General features: G+C 70.1%; 13 protein-coding genes. 6 read left to right on the top strand and 7 right to left on the bottom strand.

What is annotated here, in order from left to right:
* Positions 1-74: 74 nt before the first annotated feature.
* From WME85_RS07110 to WME85_RS07095, 4 genes are all read right to left on the bottom strand, one after another.
* Positions 75-1769 carry a SpoIIE family protein phosphatase gene (locus WME85_RS07110; RefSeq protein WP_437308343.1) on the bottom strand — a complete coding sequence of 565 codons (1695 nt, stop codon included), beginning with the start codon at positions 1767-1769 and terminating at the stop codon, positions 75-77.
* Positions 1770-2198: 429 nt separating this feature from the next.
* Complete coding sequence (locus WME85_RS07105) at positions 2199-3533, bottom strand: nucleotide sugar dehydrogenase (protein ID WP_437836389.1); 1335 nt, start codon at positions 3531-3533, stop codon at positions 2199-2201.
* Between the two features lie 170 nt (positions 3534-3703).
* Positions 3704-5185, bottom strand: coding sequence for an oligosaccharide flippase family protein (locus WME85_RS07100; RefSeq protein ID WP_437836386.1), 1482 nt, complete (start codon positions 5183-5185; stop codon positions 3704-3706).
* Positions 5186-5187: 2 nt separating this feature from the next.
* Positions 5188-5796, bottom strand: a complete 609-nt coding sequence (locus WME85_RS07095; protein ID WP_437836384.1) for a polysaccharide biosynthesis/export family protein — start codon at positions 5794-5796, stop codon at positions 5188-5190.
* A gap of 236 nt (positions 5797-6032) precedes the next feature.
* Between WME85_RS07095 and WME85_RS07090 the strand changes: the two genes are divergently transcribed.
* The 3 genes from WME85_RS07090 to WME85_RS07080 are packed head-to-tail and all read left to right on the top strand — an operon-like array spanning position 6033 to position 9621.
* Positions 6033-7238 carry a 3-dehydroquinate synthase gene (locus tag WME85_RS07090; protein WP_437836382.1) on the top strand — a complete coding sequence of 402 codons (1206 nt, stop codon included), beginning with the start codon at positions 6033-6035 and terminating at the stop codon, positions 7236-7238.
* Complete coding sequence (gene eboE, locus WME85_RS07085; protein ID WP_437836381.1) at positions 7235-8746, top strand: metabolite traffic protein EboE; 1512 nt, start codon at positions 7235-7237, stop codon at positions 8744-8746. The genes WME85_RS07090 and eboE overlap by 4 nt, the downstream gene beginning before the upstream one ends.
* Positions 8743-9621 (top strand): UbiA family prenyltransferase, encoded by an 879-nt coding sequence (locus tag WME85_RS07080; RefSeq protein WP_437836379.1) that lies wholly within the window; start codon positions 8743-8745, stop codon positions 9619-9621. Before eboE ends, WME85_RS07080 begins: the two co-directional genes overlap by 4 nt.
* A 71-nt stretch (positions 9622-9692) precedes the next feature.
* On the opposite strand, the gene WME85_RS07075 is transcribed toward WME85_RS07080, so the two are convergent.
* The 3 genes from WME85_RS07075 to WME85_RS07065 are packed head-to-tail and all read right to left on the bottom strand — an operon-like array spanning position 9693 to position 12736.
* A complete protein-coding gene (locus WME85_RS07075; protein ID WP_437836377.1) occupies positions 9693-11066 on the bottom strand; it encodes an alkaline phosphatase family protein in 1374 nt (457 codons plus the stop codon).
* Positions 11067-11078: 12 nt separating this feature from the next.
* Complete coding sequence (locus WME85_RS07070; protein WP_437836375.1) at positions 11079-11990, bottom strand: TatD family hydrolase; 912 nt, start codon at positions 11988-11990, stop codon at positions 11079-11081.
* Positions 11987-12736 (bottom strand): EboA domain-containing protein, encoded by a 750-nt coding sequence (locus tag WME85_RS07065; RefSeq protein ID WP_437836373.1) that lies wholly within the window; start codon positions 12734-12736, stop codon positions 11987-11989. Before WME85_RS07065 ends, WME85_RS07070 begins: the two co-directional genes overlap by 4 nt.
* Positions 12737-12865: 129 nt before the next feature.
* On the opposite strand from WME85_RS07065, the gene WME85_RS07060 reads away from it, so the two are divergent.
* The 3 genes from WME85_RS07060 to WME85_RS07050 all read left to right on the top strand — a co-directional run bounded on the left by WME85_RS07060 (position 12866) and on the right by WME85_RS07050 (position 17143).
* Positions 12866-14278, top strand: a complete 1413-nt coding sequence (locus WME85_RS07060) for a PQQ-dependent sugar dehydrogenase (RefSeq protein WP_437836371.1) — start codon at positions 12866-12868, stop codon at positions 14276-14278.
* A gap of 122 nt (positions 14279-14400) precedes the next feature.
* Positions 14401-16236 carry an MYXO-CTERM sorting domain-containing protein gene (locus tag WME85_RS07055; protein ID WP_437836369.1) on the top strand — a complete coding sequence of 612 codons (1836 nt, stop codon included), beginning with the start codon at positions 14401-14403 and terminating at the stop codon, positions 16234-16236.
* A gap of 145 nt (positions 16237-16381) precedes the next feature.
* Positions 16382-17143 carry a YdcF family protein gene (locus WME85_RS07050; protein WP_437836367.1) on the top strand — a complete coding sequence of 254 codons (762 nt, stop codon included), beginning with the start codon at positions 16382-16384 and terminating at the stop codon, positions 17141-17143.
* Positions 17144-17176: the final 33 nt, after the last annotated feature.

Here is a 17176-nt window from a genome sequence, read left to right as displayed (position 1 = left end):
CCCGCGAGTTCAGCCCGCCCGCGCCCCGCGCGACGACCCCCCTCCCCGCGGGCCGGTCGGCCTGGCGAGACCGCTCAGGTCCGCCGCGCGAGGAGGAACGCCCTGTCGTCCTCGGGCAGCTGGTCGCCGCGGAACTCCTCGAGCATCTGCGTGAGCTTGTCGGCGATCGACGCAACAGGGCGGCCGGCGCTGGTGGCGCACAGCTTGGCGAAGCCGGTGCCGAGCGCGTGCAGGCCGAGCATCTGCTTGGACGAGTTGCGCAGCTCGGTGAGCCCGTCGGTGTACATCGCGAGCACCTCGCCGGGCGCGAGCACGCTCTGGTGCGCCTCCATGGGCACGAGGCCGATCCCGAGCGCCGGGTTGACGGCCGCCTGGAGGTGCCGCAGGCCGCCCTCCGCGGTCGCCACGAGCGCCGGCGGGTGCCCTGCGTTGACGCACTCCATGCGGCCCGTCGCCGGGTCGAGGGCGACGGCCACCATCGTAACGAACGACTGCTCCGGCAGGTACTCGCAGAGGTAGGCGTTCAGCCGGTCCATCATGCCCGTGATCCCGCGGCCGGCGTCGACCGTCGCCCGCACCATCGTGTGCACGCTCGACCCGATGAGCGCCGCCTGGAGCCCCTTGCCGCAGACGTCCGCCACCGCGAGCAGGAGGCGGCCGTCCGGCATCGGCACGATGTCCACGTAGTCGCCGCCGACCCACCGGCACGGCTCGAAGCCGAGCGCCACGTCCAGCGCCTTGAACTCCAGCCGCTTCGGGACGAACGTCCGCTGGATCTGGTGCGCCATCTCGAGCTCGCGCTCGATCGCCGCGTGCGCCTGCGCGTGGCGCCGCGCCTCCCAGGCCGACTCGGCCTGCTGGTAGACCTCGGCCGCGAGCGCGATGAGCCCGAGCCACTCGACGCTGCCGAAGTCGGGCGGCAAGGTCACGTAGAGCAGGTTCATCAGCTGCTCCTCGACCCGCAGCGGGCACGCGACCACCCAGAGCGCCATGACGTCGCGCGACATCGTGAGCTCGACCGTGGCGCTGTCGCTCACCAGGTTGCCGGCGAGCACCGGCTCTCGCGTGTCCTGGACCGCCGCGAGCACGCGGCGCGAGATGTACGGGGGCGCGACGGAGTCCTCGCGCCGGAGCGACTGGAACGGGCGGTGCGGCCCGGACAGGATCGTCAGCGAGCCGTTCTGCCGGAGGCGCAACGCCAGCGCCATGCTGCCGTGGAAGTCCTCCCGGACCATCAGCTGGCAGAGCGCGTCGAACCGGTCCGTGGCGTCCTCGATGCTGAGGAGCCGCCGCGACAGGTCCATCAGGGTGAACAGGTGCTTCGCGGCGATCCGCGGCGGATCGAGCTCGCCGAGCTTGCGGATCGCGGTCGGCTTGTCCTCCTCGAAGTGGAGTCCGCCCGGGTCGAGCGGCACGCGTGGGGCCCGCGCCGTGAGCTGGAACTCGAGGATGTAGTCGCCGATGCCGATGCGATCGCCGGGCTTCAGCACCTTCTCGTTGATGCGCTCGTCGTTGACGAGCGTGCCGTTGGTGCTGCCGAGATCGCGGATCCACCACCGGCCGAAGGGGTCGCAGAAGAGCTCCGCGTGGCGCCGGGAGACCGTGTAGTGGTCGAGCGTGAGCTGCACGCCCGGCGCCCTTCCAATGACGATGTGAGACTCCGTCAGGGGCCGCCGCGTGCCCGGGAGATCGCCGAGCCGGATCTCCAGGTGGCCCTTCCAATCCGAGCTCGACGGCGCAGGGCCCAGGCTGTCATCTGCAGGCGACATCGTTCGACCTGGCCCGACCATGGGCGGCGGCGTGGACATGGACCGTCTTCGAGGGGTACCGAACCGGCGCCCTGACATCAAGGGGATGCTCGCGATTTCGCGAGCTCAGCGAGAGCCTCGCCCGTTCCTGCACCGGATTGCACCGGACCGCACCGCGACAGGGGCGCGCCGCGAGCAGCCCTGCGGCGCGCCGCCCACAGCGCGGGTGTTGAGCGACACTTCACGGCGCAGCGGATGAGGCAGGCGAGGGCGCACCCGGTGGGTGCGTGATCACCAGGGGACCGGGCACCAGGAGACCGGGCACCAGGGCGCCGCGCCCTCGACGCCGCGCCGCGCCGCGTCCTCGACGCCGCGCGCGGCGGTCGACAGCGCGCCGCGCTGGCCGTCGACAGCGCGCCGCGCTGTCGACCGCCGCGCGGGCGCCGTGGCTCAGGCCTTGATCACCTTCGGGTGCGCCGTGCGGTAGACGCCGCGGGCATCGACGATCAGGGCGGCGTGCTCGAGCACCTTGTCGTAGTCGACCACCGAGTGGTCGGTGACGATCATGACCGCGTCGTGGCTCTTGAGGGTGTCCTCGTTGAGCGGCAGGGACGAGAGCTCCGGCAGGTGCGGCCAGGTGCGCATGCGCGGCAGCTTGGGCACGTGCGGGTCGTGGTAGCTGAGCACGGCGCCGAGCCGGCGGAGGAGCTCGATGATCTCGAACGCCGGGCTCTCGCGCGGATCGTCGATGTCCTTCTTGTAGGCGACGCCGAGGAGCAGGACCTTCGTGCCCTTCAGCGCCTTGCCGCGGTCGTTCAGCCCGAGCTGGAGCTTGTTGACGACGTAGTGCGGCATCTCGACGTTCACCTCGCCCGCGAGCTCGATGAACTTGGTCGACACGCCGTACTCGCGCGCCTTCCAGGCGAGGTAGAACGGGTCGAGCGGGATGCAGTGACCGCCCCAGCCCGGCCCCGGGTTGAACCGCATGAAGCCGAACGGCTTGGTCGAGGCGGCGTCGAGCACCTCCCAGACGTCGATGCCCATGGCGTCGTAGACGACCTTGAGCTCGTTCACGAGGGCGATGTTGATCGCCCGGAAGATGTTCTCGGTCAGCTTCGCCGCCTCGGCCGCGCGCGCCGAGGAGACGCCGACGGTGCGGGCGATCGCCTGCGAGTAGAGCGCCACCGAGAGGTCCAGCGACGCCTTGTCGACGCCGCCGACGACCTTCGGGATCGTCGCGGTGCTGTGATCCCGGTTGCCCGGGTCCTCGCGCTCGGGCGAGAAGGCGAGATAGAAGTCCTTGCCCATGCGCAGGCCGGACTGCTCGAGGATGTTCTTGACCAGCTCGTCGGTCGTGCCGGGGTACGTGGTCGACTCGAGCACGATGAGCTGCCCCTTCCGCAGCCGCTCCTTGATCTTCTGCGCGGAGCCGACGACGTAGCTCATGTCGGGCTCCCGCTGGGCCGTGAGCGGGGTGGGGACACAGATGAGGATGGCGTCGGGCTCGTTGAGCCGCGAGAAGTCCGCCGTTGTCTCGAACCGACCTGTCTTGGATGCCGCCGCGACGCGCGAAGGATCGAGGTGCTTGATGTAGCTCTTCCCCTCGCTGAGCGCGGTGACCTTCTCGGGGTCAACGTCGAAGCCCAGCACGCGGAAGCCTTTCTCGATGAACGTGAGCGCCAGCGGCAGGCCGACATAACCCATGCCGATGATGCCCACCTGGGCTTCGCGTGAGGTGATCTTGGCCAGGAGGCTCTCGACCGCAGCGGGATGCGTCTCTGCCATTTCTGTTGTTCTCCAGTGGTGGAGGGGATCCGCCACGCGGATCCCGACCCATGTTCGAAGAGAGGGGCCCGACGCTACCACAGGCCCCCAAATTTCGCTCGATTGTCGAAGGGTATCCCCGCGACAGCCGGGGATACGGTCCTGGTGGTGAAGCGACGTCGGGCAACACCTTAGCGACGGCGGCGCACAGCTTCGCGGGCGAGCTGGAGGAAGTCGCGCGACGCCTGCTGCGCGATGACCAGCGCCGAGGCGACGAAGACAAGCCCGCCCGCGACCACCTCGGTCCCCAGGCGAACCCCGCGCGGCAGGGGCCCGAGCTGCCGCAGCCCGTAGCGCACCGCGAGCACGGCCACGACCATCGGCAGGCACGCGAGCAGCGGGCGGATCAGCGGGCGCAGCAGCCGCCCGTAGGGGACGCCGTCGGCGCGCTTGACCACCCAGAGGCTCGCCAGCGCGTGCACCCCGAACGCCACGCCGACGCCGGCGCACGCCCAGAGCACGCCGCCGATCGATCCGAGCAGCGCGATGCCGCCGATGATGGCGCCCACCTTGAGCCACTCCAGGATCATGATCGTCCGCGTGCGGCCGTAGACCTGCATGTAGGAGGACATGACCCAGCCGATCGGGCGGGTGACGCCGAGCGCCGACAGCGCGGCGAGCAGCGGGCCGGCCGGCTCCCAGGCCTCGTTGAAGAAGGTGTCGTTGAGGATCGTCGGGGCGACCGCGCCGAGGCCGACCGCGAGCGGGAAGATGAGGAGTGACAGCAGCGTGAGCGCGCGGACGAGCGCGGTCTTGCGCTGCTCCGGCTCGAGCTTCGAGAACGACGGGACGAGCACGTCGCCGATGCGCTCACCGACCTGGGAGGCCGGGATGTCGGCGAGGTTCCACGCGAGGTTGTAGAGCCCGCCGACGTGCTCTCCGAAGAGCCGGATCATGACGAGGTTGTCCCACTTGGAAGCCCCGAAGTTCGCCAGCGAGCCGAAGTTGAGCGGGATGCCGAAGGCGAACAGCTCGCGCGCCTTGTCGCGCGACAGCGGGCTCGGCGTGAGCCACTCCGCGAGCTTCACGGCCGGGACCGTGGTGACCACGCGCACGACGGCGCGCAGGAGCGTCGCGACGACGATGGCGTTCCCTCCCCAGCCGAGCACCGCGAGGGAGACCGACGCCGCGGTGTAGGTGAGCTCGCCGGCCGCGTTGCGGAGGCTGACGCTGCGGAACTGCATCTCGCGGATGAGCAGGCGATCGGGGACGTACCAGATCCGGTCGATGAGCATCGCGAGGATGAGCCCGGGCATGAACTCGAGCATCCCCGGCGCGCCCACGATGTTCACCGCGATCGGCTCCCGGAGCAGGTACACGGCGCCGATGGCGACGAGCCCCGCCACGTGGAAGTAGACGGTCGCGTTGAACGTCATCTGGCGGTCGAGGTTCGGCCGCGACGCGATGTACTGCCCGATCCCGAGGCTCGACAGGAAGTGCGCCGTCATGATGACGACGGAGGCTGCCGAGACCTCGCCGTACACATCCGGCGCGATGAACCGGGTGAGCACGAGGGTGCCTATCAGGCCGAGCACGCGCGAGCCGAGCCCGGTCGCGATCGTCCAGACCGCGCCGAGGACGGCCTTTCGGGCGAGCGCGGAGGAGCCGGCCACGATCAGGGCACGAAGACGGTGTCGCCCGCCTTGAGCACGAGGTCCTGCTCAGGCCGCTTCCGCGAGGCGATATCGTCGTAGTTGATGGGGATGTGCCGGAACTTGCCCGGGCTATCCATGCGGATGAGCAGGATCTGATCCGTCGAGGCGAACTGGTTCGGGCCGCCGGCCAGCGCCAGCGCCTCGGAGACGGAGACGAAGTAGTTGGAGGCGAAGATGCCGGCGCGCGCGACGTTGCCGCTGACGACGAACCGGTAGCTGTTGACCCCGGTCACGGCGACGGTGATCACGGCGGTCTCGTCCTTCACGAACTCGGAGAGCCGCTTCTTCAGCTCCTCGCGCACCTGGCTCGGCGTCCTGCCGACCACCTGGACGTCGCCGATGAGCGGCATCGTGATGACGCCGTCGGCCCTGACCAGCGCGTCGCTCGACAGGTCGGCCATCCGCCACACGTTGACCCGGAGCTGGTCGCCCACCCCGATCACGTACTCGTGCTTACGCGGATCGTACTCTTTCGGGTAGTTCGCCGGATTGTAGACGTACGTGGGCGCGCACCCGGCGGACAGCGCGGCGAGGGCGAGCCCTGCCGCGGTCGACAGCACTCCTCTCATGAAGGACCGTTTCGTGGGACGGATTGTGCCTTCCATGGGCGTCTGCATCGAGGAGGGAGTCAGGCGGTACAGGGTTGCGATCACGCGACGATCTCGGATCGCGCGGCTCAGCGAGCGGCGCCAGCATTGCAGGAAGGCCGTCCGCCGCCAAGGGGAAGTTTTCATCCTGCGGCAGAGCGCGGGATCCTCGCGCGGAACCAACTTGACGGGCTGATGCCCGCTCTCAAAGCTCGGCTTTGATGCTGCTTCATGTCCAACGGATCGCGGTCCCCTTCGAGTACCCCGTCTACTTCACAGAGGGCGTCTTTTCGCCCGGCAACGGCGATCTCGCGTCTGCCATCGCTGCAAAGGAGCCGCGCCGGCGGCACCGCCTGCTGCCGGTGATCGACGGCGGCGTCGCCGCGGCCTGGCCGTCGATCGCGGACGACATCGCGCGCTACGCGGACGCGCACGCGGAGCGGCTCTCGCTCGCGGCCGATCCCGTCGTGGTGCCCGGGGGCGAGGCGGCGAAGAACGACGGCGCGGCGACGGCGGCGCTGCAGGCGAGGCTCGACGCGCTCGGGATGGATCGGCAGTCGTTCGTGATGATCGTCGGCGGGGGCGCGGTGCTCGACATGGCGGGCTACGCCGCCGCGACGGTGCACCGGGGCGTGCGGGTCGTGCGGGTCCCGACGACGGTGCTCGCCCAGGCCGACTCCGGCGTCGGCGTGAAGAACGGCGTCAACGCGTTCGGGAAGAAGAACCTGCTGGGCACGTTCGCGCCGCCGTTCGCGGTGCTCATCGATCCGCGCTTTCTGGAGACGCTGTCCCTGCGCGACAAGGTGGCGGGGATGGCGGAGGCGGTGAAGGTCGCGCTCATCCGGGACGCGCGGCTGTTCTCGTGGCTCTCCGAGCGCGCGCCCGCGCTCGCGTCGGGCTCGCCCGCGCCGCTCGCGGAGCTGGTGCGTCGCTCGGCGGAGATCCACCTCCAGCACATCGCGACGGCGGGCGACCCGTTCGAGCTCGGGAGCGCGCGGCCGCTCGACTTCGGGCACTGGGCCGCGCACAAGCTGGAGTCGCTCACGAAGCACCGGCTCCGCCACGGCGAGGCGGTCGCGATCGGGATCGCGATCGACACGCTCTACGCCGAGCTGGCGGGCCTCTGTAGCGCGCCGACGGCGGCCGCGGTGCTCTCGACGCTGGAGGCGCTCGGCTTCGCGCTGTGGGACGACGCGCTCGATCTCGCGCGCGGCGAGCGCGGCGAGCGGCTCTGCGTGCTCGACGGGCTGGACGAGTTCCGCGAGCACCTCGGGGGCGAGCTCACGGTGACGTTGCTCGAGGACGTGGGGCGGGCGCGGGAGGTGCACGCGATGGACGAGCGGCACATCGTCGCGGCGATCGCGCGCCTGCGCGAGCGGGCCGGCAAGCGAGCGGCGCGCGCGGCGGGAGCGGCGCGGTCGTGAGGCTCGCGTGCGCGGGGGCGCCGCACCTCACGTACTGCACGAACATCCATCCGGGCGAGACGTGGGCCGAGGTGAAGCAGAGCCTGGAAACGCACCTGATCGAGATCTGGTCCCGCGCCGCCGGGCACCGAGAGGGCGCGCAGCTGGGCGACGGGGGCGCGGGCGGCGCGGGCGTTGAGCGCGCGGGCGGCGCACGAGGCGGAAGGGCGGCAGGCGCCGGAGGCGACGCGGCGGCGGGAGGTGTCGCGCCCGGCGAGCGCCCGCGCTGCGGCGTGGGGCTGCGGCTCTCGGCGAGGGCAGCCGCGGAGCTCGCCGCGCCCGCGGAGCTCGAGGCTTTTCGCGATTTCCTCGAGCGGAACGGCCTCTACGTGTTCACGCTGAACGGCTTCCCGTATGGCCGGTTCCACGGCGCGCCGGTGAAGGAGAGCGTGTATCTCCCCGACTGGCTCGGCGAGGAGCGCCTCGCGTACAGCGACCTCCTGGCGACGCTCCTCGCCGCGCTGCTGCCGGCCGAGGAGGGTCTGATGGGCAGCGTCAGCACCGTGCCTGGCGCGTTCAGGCCGCGGGTGCGCACGCCGGACGACGCGGAGGCGATCGGGCGGCGGCTGGTCAGGCACGCGGCGCACCTCGTCGACGTTCGCCGCCGCACGGGCAAGCGCATCGCGCTGGCGCTCGAGCCGGAGCCCTGCTGCTTCCTGGAGACGACGCCCGAGGCGATCGGCTTCTTCACGGAGCGCGTGTTCTCGCCGGCGCGCGCGCGGGAGCTCTCGAGCCTGGCCGGGATGAGCCTGTCGGACGCGGAGGAGGCGCTCCGGACGCACCTCGGCCTCTGCTTCGACGCGTGTCACATGGCGGTCGAGTTCGAGGACGCGCCCGCGTCGCTCGCCGCGCTCCGCGCGGCGGGCGTCGAGGTGCACAAGGTGCAGCTCAGCGCGGGGCTGCGCGCGAGCGTGGCGGAGCGCGATCCCGCGACGATGGCGAGGCTCCGCGCCTATGCGGAGGACGTCGTCTACCTGCACCAGGTGGTCGAGCGGCGCGGCGGCGCGGGCGGGGGCGAGCTCGTTCGCTACCTGGATCTGCCGGACGCGCTGGCGGCGCTCGAGGGCGCTCGGGGGGCGGGCGCGGACGGCGGGCCGGAGGGCAGGCCGGAGGAGTGGCGCGTCCACTTCCATGTGCCGATCTTCCGCGGGATCGAGGGCGCGCTCGGGACGACGCAGCCGGAGCTCGCGGCGCTGCTGTCGCACCTCCGCGATCGGCCCGCGACGCAGCACCTCGAGGTGGAGACGTACACCTGGGATGTCCTGCCCGAGGATCAGCGGCGCGGGGGCGTCGTCGAGGCGGTGGCGAGGGAGCTCCGCTGGGTGGAGGCGCAGATGGTGAGCGGCGGAGCGGGCGTGGGCGGCGGCGCTCGCGCGGTCAGCGGGGTCAGCGGAGAAGAAGCAGCTGGTGCGGGCGCCGGGGCCGGTGCGGCGAGCCGGGCCAGCGGGGTCAACGGAGAGGGAGCATGACGATGAGCTCACGCGCGCGGGTCTATCTGCGGCTCGGCCGCGTCTCGAACCTGCCCACGGTCTGGACCAACGTGCTTTGCGGCATGGCGCTGGCGAGGTCCGGCGTGCGGGCGCGCGAGGTGGCGCTCGTGGGGGTCGCTGTGTCGTTGATGTACGTAGGCGGCATGTTCCTGAACGACGCGTTCGATCGGGAGATCGACGCCCGCGAGCGCCCGGAACGGCCGATCCCGTCAGGGCTCGTGAGCGCCCGCGAGGTGTTCGCGGTGGGGTACGCCCTGCTCGGCGCGGGGGTGCTCTTCGTCGGAGGGCACGCGTACGCGGAGGGCCGGGGCGCGGCGCCGGCCCTGGCGAGCGCGCTGCTCGCGGGGTCGATCGTGCTGTACGACGCCTGGCACAAGGGCAATCCGCTGAGCCCGGCGCTCATGGGGCTGTGCCGGGTGCTCGTCTATGTGACGGCGGCGCTCGCGGCGGGCGGTCAGCTCGGGATCGCGGTGATCGGAGGGGGGCTGGCGCTGCTCTTTTACCTGATCGGACTGACGGCGATCGCGAAGCAGGAGAACCTGCTGGCGGTCCGCAGCCTGTGGGCGCTCGGCTTCATGGCGGTGCCGTTTCTCTATACGATGGGGACGCCGCTCACCGGGGTGATGGGGCTTGTCGCCTACGGGGCGCTCGCCGGCTGCGTGCTCCACGCGATCAGGCTGCTGCGGGGGACGCGGCGGGACCGGATCCCGCGCGCCGTGGTGACGCTGATCGCGGGGATCTCGCTGCTCGACGCGGTGCTCATCGCGAGGAGCGGCGCGCCGGGCGCGGCGGCGCTGGCGATGCTGGGCTTCCCGCTGACGCTGGCGATGCAGCGGGTGGTCAGGGGGACGTGAGAGAGAGGTGAGCAGGAGCGTCCGTATGCTCCCGCCCACGCTCCGCCTTGCCCGCGCGGTCGCGCCAGGCGTCAGTCGAACACGTGGCTCAAGATGAATTTCCCGACGTCGACGGCGTGAACGCCCTCACCCGACCCAGGTGAAGCACAGCTGGACATCAGGACTGGCCCCTGATCGAGGCGCTCGGTCAGCCGTCCATGAGATCCTTTCACCAGCGAAGCATCGAGCGGGATGACGTCCATCAGGTAACGAAACCCGAGCTTCTTCTTGAGCAGCCGCCAGGCGACGCTGGCCGGCAGGGCGCGCAGCGCCGGATCAGCGAACAGCTCTACCGGATCGTACCCGGGCTTTCGGTGGATATCGACGGTCCTGGCGAACTCTGGCGCCTTCTCGTCATCCAGCCAGTAGTAGTAGCTGAACCATCGATCTTCGCGAGAGACCGCGACGAGCTCTCCCGATCTCGCATGGTCCAGCCCGGCGGAGCGCTTGCCTTCCGCGTCAAGGACGAAGTCGACGCCAGGCAGGCCTTCGAGCAGGCGCTTCACCTCTGCGATACGCTCGGGACGACGCACGTAGACGTGCGCCACCTGATGGTCCGCCACGGCGAACGCCTCCGATGCGCCGGCGTCGAGCTTCTCGAGCCCACGCTCCACGCGAACGCGCAGGAGGCCCTGCTCCCGGAGAACTCGGTTGATGTGCACCACCCCGGATACCCGCGTGATGCCGTACTCGGACAGCACGATCACCCGCGCCCCGTCCTTCTGCACGTGCTCGATGAGCTCGCCGCACACGGCGTCCACGGCGCGGAGGTCGTCCGCGATCGCCGGATGATCCGGCCCTAGCCGTTGCAGGTTGTAGTCGAGGTGCGGGAGGTAGACCAACGTCAACGTGGGCTGTCGCGTGTCGTACACGTGGCGCGCGCACCGCGCGATCCACGCCGTCGAGCGGATATCCGCGTTCGGCCCCCAGAAGTTGAAGAGCGGGAACTCACCCAGCCGGAAGACGAGCTCGTCGCGCAGCGACGCCGGCTCCGTGTAGATGTCCGGCAGCTTGAGCCCATCCGCCCAGTAAATCGGCCTCGGCGTCACCGCATAATCTGCCGAGCTGTACATGTTGTACCACCAGAACAGCTTGGCACAGCTGAACGTCGGGTCGCGCCGGCGCGCCACGTCCCAGATCTTCTCCCCGGTGACAAGCTGGTTCGCCTGGCGCCACAGGTTCACCTCCGCGATGTCGCGGAAGTACCAGCCGTTCGCGACGCAGCCGTGTCCGCTCGGGAGGAGCCCGGTCGTGAAGGTCGACTGGACCGTGCAGGTGACCGCTGGCAGCACGGTCTGCAGAGGACGCATGACGCCCTCCCGAGCGAGCCGGTTCAGGTTCGGCGTGGCGTCGCCGAGCAGCTCGCCGGTGAGCCCGACCACGTTGAGGACGACGGTTCGGTGCATCGGTTTGCTCGCTCAGCGCTGCACGACGGGGGTCTGCCCGCGCAGGACCGAGTTGCCCTCGAACAGCGCGCGCTGGTCCACGGCGGGCGCCTCGCCGAACTCCGCGAGGTCGAGCCGGCCGCTCTGCGCGAAGAAAGCGAGCGGGTTCTTCCAGACAATCCGCTCGATCACCTCGTCCGCGATCCCGCTCTCGCGCATCCGCTCGGCCGTCTTCGGCACCTTCAGCGGATCGCTCACGCCCCAGTCCGCCGCGCTGTTGATCAGGATCCGCTCCGCGCCGTACTTCTTGACGAGCGCGACCATGCGGTCTTCGTCCATCTTCGTGTTCGGGTAGATGGAGTGACCGGCCCAGCAGCCGGTCGCGAGCACGAGCGGCAGCGTCTCCTCGTTGTTGTGATCGACGAGCACGCGCTCCTCCGGAAACCGGAGCTCCCGTACAAGCGCGAGCGTCCGCTCGGTGCCGCGCTTCTTGTCGCGGTGCGGCGTGTGCACGAGGATGGGGAGATCGTGCTCTCTCGCGAGCTCGACCTGCTGGACGAAGTACTTCTCTTCCTCGGGCGTCATGTCGTCAAACCCGATCTCGCCGACCGCGACGACGCCCTCCTTGTCGAGGTAGCGCGGCAAGAGCTCGATAACGCCCTGCGCCACGCGAGGGTTGTTGGCCTCCTTCGGGTTGAGCGCCAGCGTGCAGAGGTGGCGGATGCCGAACTGGCTGGCCCGGAAGCGCTCCCAGCCGAGCAGGGACGCGAAGTAGTCCTCGAACGTACCGACGTGCGTCCTCGGCTGGCCGAGCCAGAACGCGGGCTCCAGGACGGTGACGATGCCCGCCGCGGCCATCGCCTGATAGTCGTCCGTCGTTCGCGATGTCATGTGAATATGAGGATCGAATAGCTTCACTGGTCCCTCCGCCTCGCGCTCCCTCATTCCGGGATGCGCGTCGCGCGCTCGTGCTCGTGCTCGTTCTCGTGCGCTAGCGAGAGCAGGCCGATGTCGGCCGGGACGCTCCGGCCAGCCGCCCTCCGCTCGCTCGCGAAGTCCTCCGCCATCCTGGCGAGCTCGCCCGATCGTCGCCGGGCCAATCCGACGATCCGGACCAGCGCCACACCCAGGAACATGGCCTTGAGGACCATCTGGTTGAAATTGAGATCAGGAAAGTGGGCCGCCGGGTAAAGATTCTCGCAGGCGATCGCCTCGAAGACGGGCAGCTCGTTCGTGCGGCACGCATCGACCGCGAGAGGAACGAAGCGCTCCGCTTCACTCAAGAGCGGCAGAGTTCGCAAGATTGCCTGCCGCTCCCGGCCATCCCCCTGCTGATAGCAGACCCCGAGCAGCTGCTCGAGCTCTGGCCCGGGCAGGCGCCTGGAGACCAGCGCGAGCATTGTCACCCTACCGAGCTCATCCAACCGCCAGCCATCCATCGTGTTCACGACACCGGCGACTTGCAGGGCGTCCCGCTCTTCGGAGTGAAGGCCGAGCGGCGCCTTGCCGAGCAAGCGCGCCGCCGCAGTGAACGTGGCCAGGAAACGGTCACGATCGAACCAGGTAGAGGCCTTGCTCACCAATGCGACAGGCACGCCGCCAGGGCGCACACAAGTCCCGGTCACCTTTTCGACGCGCTCCAGCCAGGCGTCGGCCGCCGGCGGAATCCGGCGCAACAGGATTTCGAGCAACGGTAGGGAAGGGTCTTGCATTGTAGTCGCTCTCACCGGTCCGGGCTGACTGTGCCGGAGCCCGAGACGCGGCGCCAGGACGTGGAAATTTATACCAAGCAGCCCGCTGTTCGGATAGCTTCCTACGGCATGATGGACCAGAAGCGTTTCCTTTTGTCTTTCATGCCCCTCGCAGCCGCGCTCCTGGGGCTTGGCTTTACCCTCAATGGCTGCGGCGGCAGCGACAACGGAGCGGGAACAGGGGGCGGTGGAGGATCCGGCGCCGGCGGAACCGGTACGGGCGGAGACACCACCGGCACGACGGGCCCGGGCGCGCCCGCGACGAGCACTGGCGGCGGAGCCGGCCAGGGCACGACCGGAACCGGCGGAACGGGCCCCGGCCCCGCGACGACGGGCACGGGTGGTTCAGGAACGATCGAATGCGACGAGCCGGGCGGGACGGTGCCGCCGCTCAAGCTGACGGAGGTCGTGAGCGGCCTGGATCAACCCCTCTTCGTGACGAGCGAACCGGGGGACGCCAGCCGGCTCTACGTGCTGGAGCAGGAAGGGACGATCCGCCTCATCAGCGGGGGTGTGCTGCAGGGCACGGCCTTCCTCGACATCTCCGACGATGTTCAGGGGGTCGAGTGGGAAGGCGACGAGCGCGGGCTCCTGGGGCTCGCGTTTCATCCCGACTACGCGGCCAACGGCAGGTTCTTCGTCTATTTCAACACGACGAGCGACCGGCTGGTCCTTCGAGAGTACCGGCGCTCCGAGGCCAATCCGGATCAAGCCACGCCAGCGGAGCAGAAGGAGTTCTTCTCGATACCGGTGCTGAGGGGCAATCACAACGGCGGCATGCTCGCCTTCGGGCCCGACGGCATGCTCTACGTGGGCGTCGGCGACGGCGGCAGCGAGGGCGACACGCAGGACCCGGATGGCAACGGCCAGAACATCGACGTGAAGTACGGGAAGATCCTGCGGATCAATGTCGATACGTACCCGACCGCTCCCGCCGGAAACCTCGCTGGCGGAGACCCGGACATCTGGGACTACGGCCTCCGCAATCCGTGGCGGTTCAGCTTCGACAGCTGCAACGGCGACCTCTACATCGGTGATGTGGGCGCGAAGGCGGTCGAGGAGATCAACGTCGAGCCGCGCGGCCAGGGGAACAGGAACTACGGGTGGAGCATCTTCGAGGGGAATGGCTGCTATCCGCCGGGCCAGACGGGCTGCGAGCTGCCAGACTACACGCCGCCCGTCGCGGTGCACGGGCACGGAACGGGCGACGGGTCGATCACGGGCGGCTATGTGTACCGCGGCAGCAAGATCCCCGCGCTGCGCGGTACGTACATCTACGGTGACTTCTCGTCCAACCGCATCTATAGCTTCGTCTGGAAGAACGGCAGCCTCGTGAGCGAGACGCCTCTCACGGGGGATCTCGAGAGCACGGATACACTGCAAGCGCTCGCGTCCTTCGGAGAGGACGCCGCCGGGGACCTCTACGTGGTCGACTACGGAGTCAACGGCGGCGGGCGGCTGTTCCGGATCGATCCGGAATGAACGGGGAATGAGCGGGGGAAGGAGCGCCACGGCCGCGCCACGCAACAGCGAGGGCGCTGGCTGAGGCGCTTCGGTCACGGCGTGTCGAGCAGGGCAATCAGGTGAGAAAGAGGACGGGATCGATGCTGAGCATACGGGGGAAAACCACGGCCTGCGGGCTGCTTCTCGCGCTCGGGCTGCTGAACCGGGACGCCGCCGCTGGGATCGACGATCTCCAGGGGACCAAGCCTGGAGAGCTGCCGAACGGCGGGGAGTTCTTCTCCGCCGAGACGTGCAACGGCTGCCATCGAGCCTTGCCCAATACAGACCCGCCACAGTCCAAGGACTACATGCCCTCCGACACGTGGGCAGGTACCATGATGGCGAACGCGTGGCGCGATCCCGTCTTCACCGCTGCCCTCACCGTCGCCAACCAGGACTCGCCCGGCGTCGGCACGTTCTGCATACGTTGCCACTCCCCCGTCGCCTTCGTGCGGGGCCGCGCGACGCCTCCGGACGGGTCTGCGTTCGACCCTGATACGAGCCTCGAGGGCATCGTCGACGGGCAAGGGGTCGGCTGCGACGTGTGCCATCGCGCGACGACCTCCCCCGCCCCCAACGATCCGTACATCCTCGGCAACGCACAGCTCGTGTTTGGCTACGAGATCGATCCCGAGGAGCAAAAGCTGATCAAGTACGGCCCTTACGGGAACGTGATCTCCGAGCACCACGGTGGAAAGGAAGAGCCGAGCCTCGCCAACTCGCGCTTCTGTGGCCAGTGCCACCAGGTCACGAACCCGGAGGTGATGCTCCGGGACGCGAGCGGCGCTCCGACGACCATCGAGTTCCCGCTCGACACCACCTTCGAGGAGTGGGCCTCCAGCGACTTCCGCGACGGCGGCTCGAGCCCGAAGAGCTGCGTCGACTGCCACATGCGCAAGAAGGAGGGGGAGTGGTCGGTCGCCAAGTTCGGGCCTCCCCGCACCGATCCGCGCGACCACCTCATCGTCGGCGGCAACCACTGGGGCATCCAGGCGGTCATGGCAGCCGACAAGAACCACGCCGCGGAGCGCGCCAACGCCTTCCAGCAGGCGCTCGACCGCACCCTCGAGAGCCTCGCGTCGGCCGCCTCCGTCACGCTCGTCGAGGCCCCGCAGGAGGCGCTGCCCGGAGACGAGATCACCCTCACCGTGCGCGTCGAGAACCTCACCGGTCACAAGTTCCCGACGGGCTACGCCGAGAGCCGGCGCGCCTGGATCGCCGTGTTCCTCGTCGACGAGGCAGGGGTCGAGCGGCCGCTGCTCGGCGGCTACGACGCGGATACAGGCGAGATCCAGCGCGAGCCGCCCACCCACGAGTACCGCGCGGTGCACGGGCGCTGGGACGGCGACGCGGGCGCGGGCGAGAAGGAGGAGCACCTCGCGCTCCACGACATGGTCATCTCGGACACCCGTATCCCGCCGAAGGGCTTCGTCCCGTCGCAGACCACCCAGCCGACGCAGGAGATCGACTTCGGCGATGCGAACGGCGGATACCGCAACTACGACGAGGCGAGCTTCACCCTCACCGTGCCGGCCGACGCCTCGGGCGCTCAGACGCTGTCGGCGCGCGTCTACTACCAGTCGATGACCAGGGAATACATCGAGTTCCTGCGGTCCGCGAACGTCACGGACAACAAGGGCGAAGAGCTCATGGCCATCTATGAGGACACCGGCGAGGCGCCGCCCATCCTCGTCGCGAACGCTGACGCGCCGCTCGCGCTGGGAGACCCGCCCGACCCAACCGGCAGCGGCGGGAGCGGCGGCGATGGCGCCGGCGGCGGCGCAACCGGCGGCGCCGCGAGCGGCTCCAGGGAGGACGGCGGGTGCGGACTGCGGACGCCGGGGAGCGGCCACGACGGGTGGCTCCCCGCGGCCCTCGCCGGGCTCGCCCTCGCCTCCGCCGCTGCCCGGCGCCGGCGAGCGCACCAGCGCCGCTGAGCACCCGCCCGCAACGAGGCGCCTCGCCCGGGACGGGCGCTGCCCTGTCTGCGTCCGTCCTGCCCTCGCGCTCAACGCTTTTCGCTCGCCTCGCGGCCCGGTGACAGCATAGACACCTGCAGAGCGCCTCACGGCGAGCCTCGCCTTGCCCATCTCCCGCCTCGTCGATCCCGTCTTCCTGCTCCTCGTCGCCGTGGGGCTCGGCCTCGCGCTCTCCGGCGGCGACTGGACCTACCGCGCGCGCCGGGCGAAGGTCGGGCGGGCGCTCGCGTGGACCGCCTGGCTCGCGCTGTGGCTCCTCTCCATGCCCTGGGTCTCGAGCTCGCTCGCGCGTCGGATCAGCACGCAGCCGCGGGACCTCCGCGCAGACCTCGCCAAGGCCGCGCCCGAGCGGCGGGTCCTGATCATCCTCACCGCCGGCATCGACCCCGACGAGTTCGGCGTGCCCGCCATGGAAAGGCAGTCAGCGGAAGGCCTGGAGCGCGGCCTCGGCGCCGCGCGCGTCTACCGCGAGTACGGCTTCGGCCACGTCATCATCTCGGGGCGCGACGTCCGGCGCGCGCCCACCGACCTCGCCAGCAGCATGGCCGACCTGCTCGTCGCGCTGGGCGTCCCCAGGAAGAAGATCATCCTCGAGACCGAGTCGCGCGACACCCGAGAGAACGCCATCCACTCGGCGCGCATCGCCCGCGACCTCCCGGTCGACGCCGCGGTGGTCGTGACGAGCGCGGTCCACATGCCGCGCGCGATCCGCATGTTCGAGCGCGTGGGCCTCGAGGTCCTCCCCGCGCCCGTCAGGTTCCAGCCGCTGCCGCCCGACGGGCCGGAGCGGCTGATCCCGTCGTCGCTCGCCCTCAGGCGGTCGCAGAGCGTCGTTCACGAGCTCGTGGGCCTGCTCGAGCCGTGACCACGGCGATCAAGGCGCCGCGCCGGCGCCCCT

Source organism: Sorangium sp. So ce1153, from assembly GCF_051521595.1.
Classification (GTDB): Bacteria; Myxococcota_A; Polyangia; order Polyangiales; family Polyangiaceae; genus Sorangium.
Note: the sequence above shows the minus strand (reverse complement) of the source record. Positions and strands in the feature narration are given on the sequence as shown.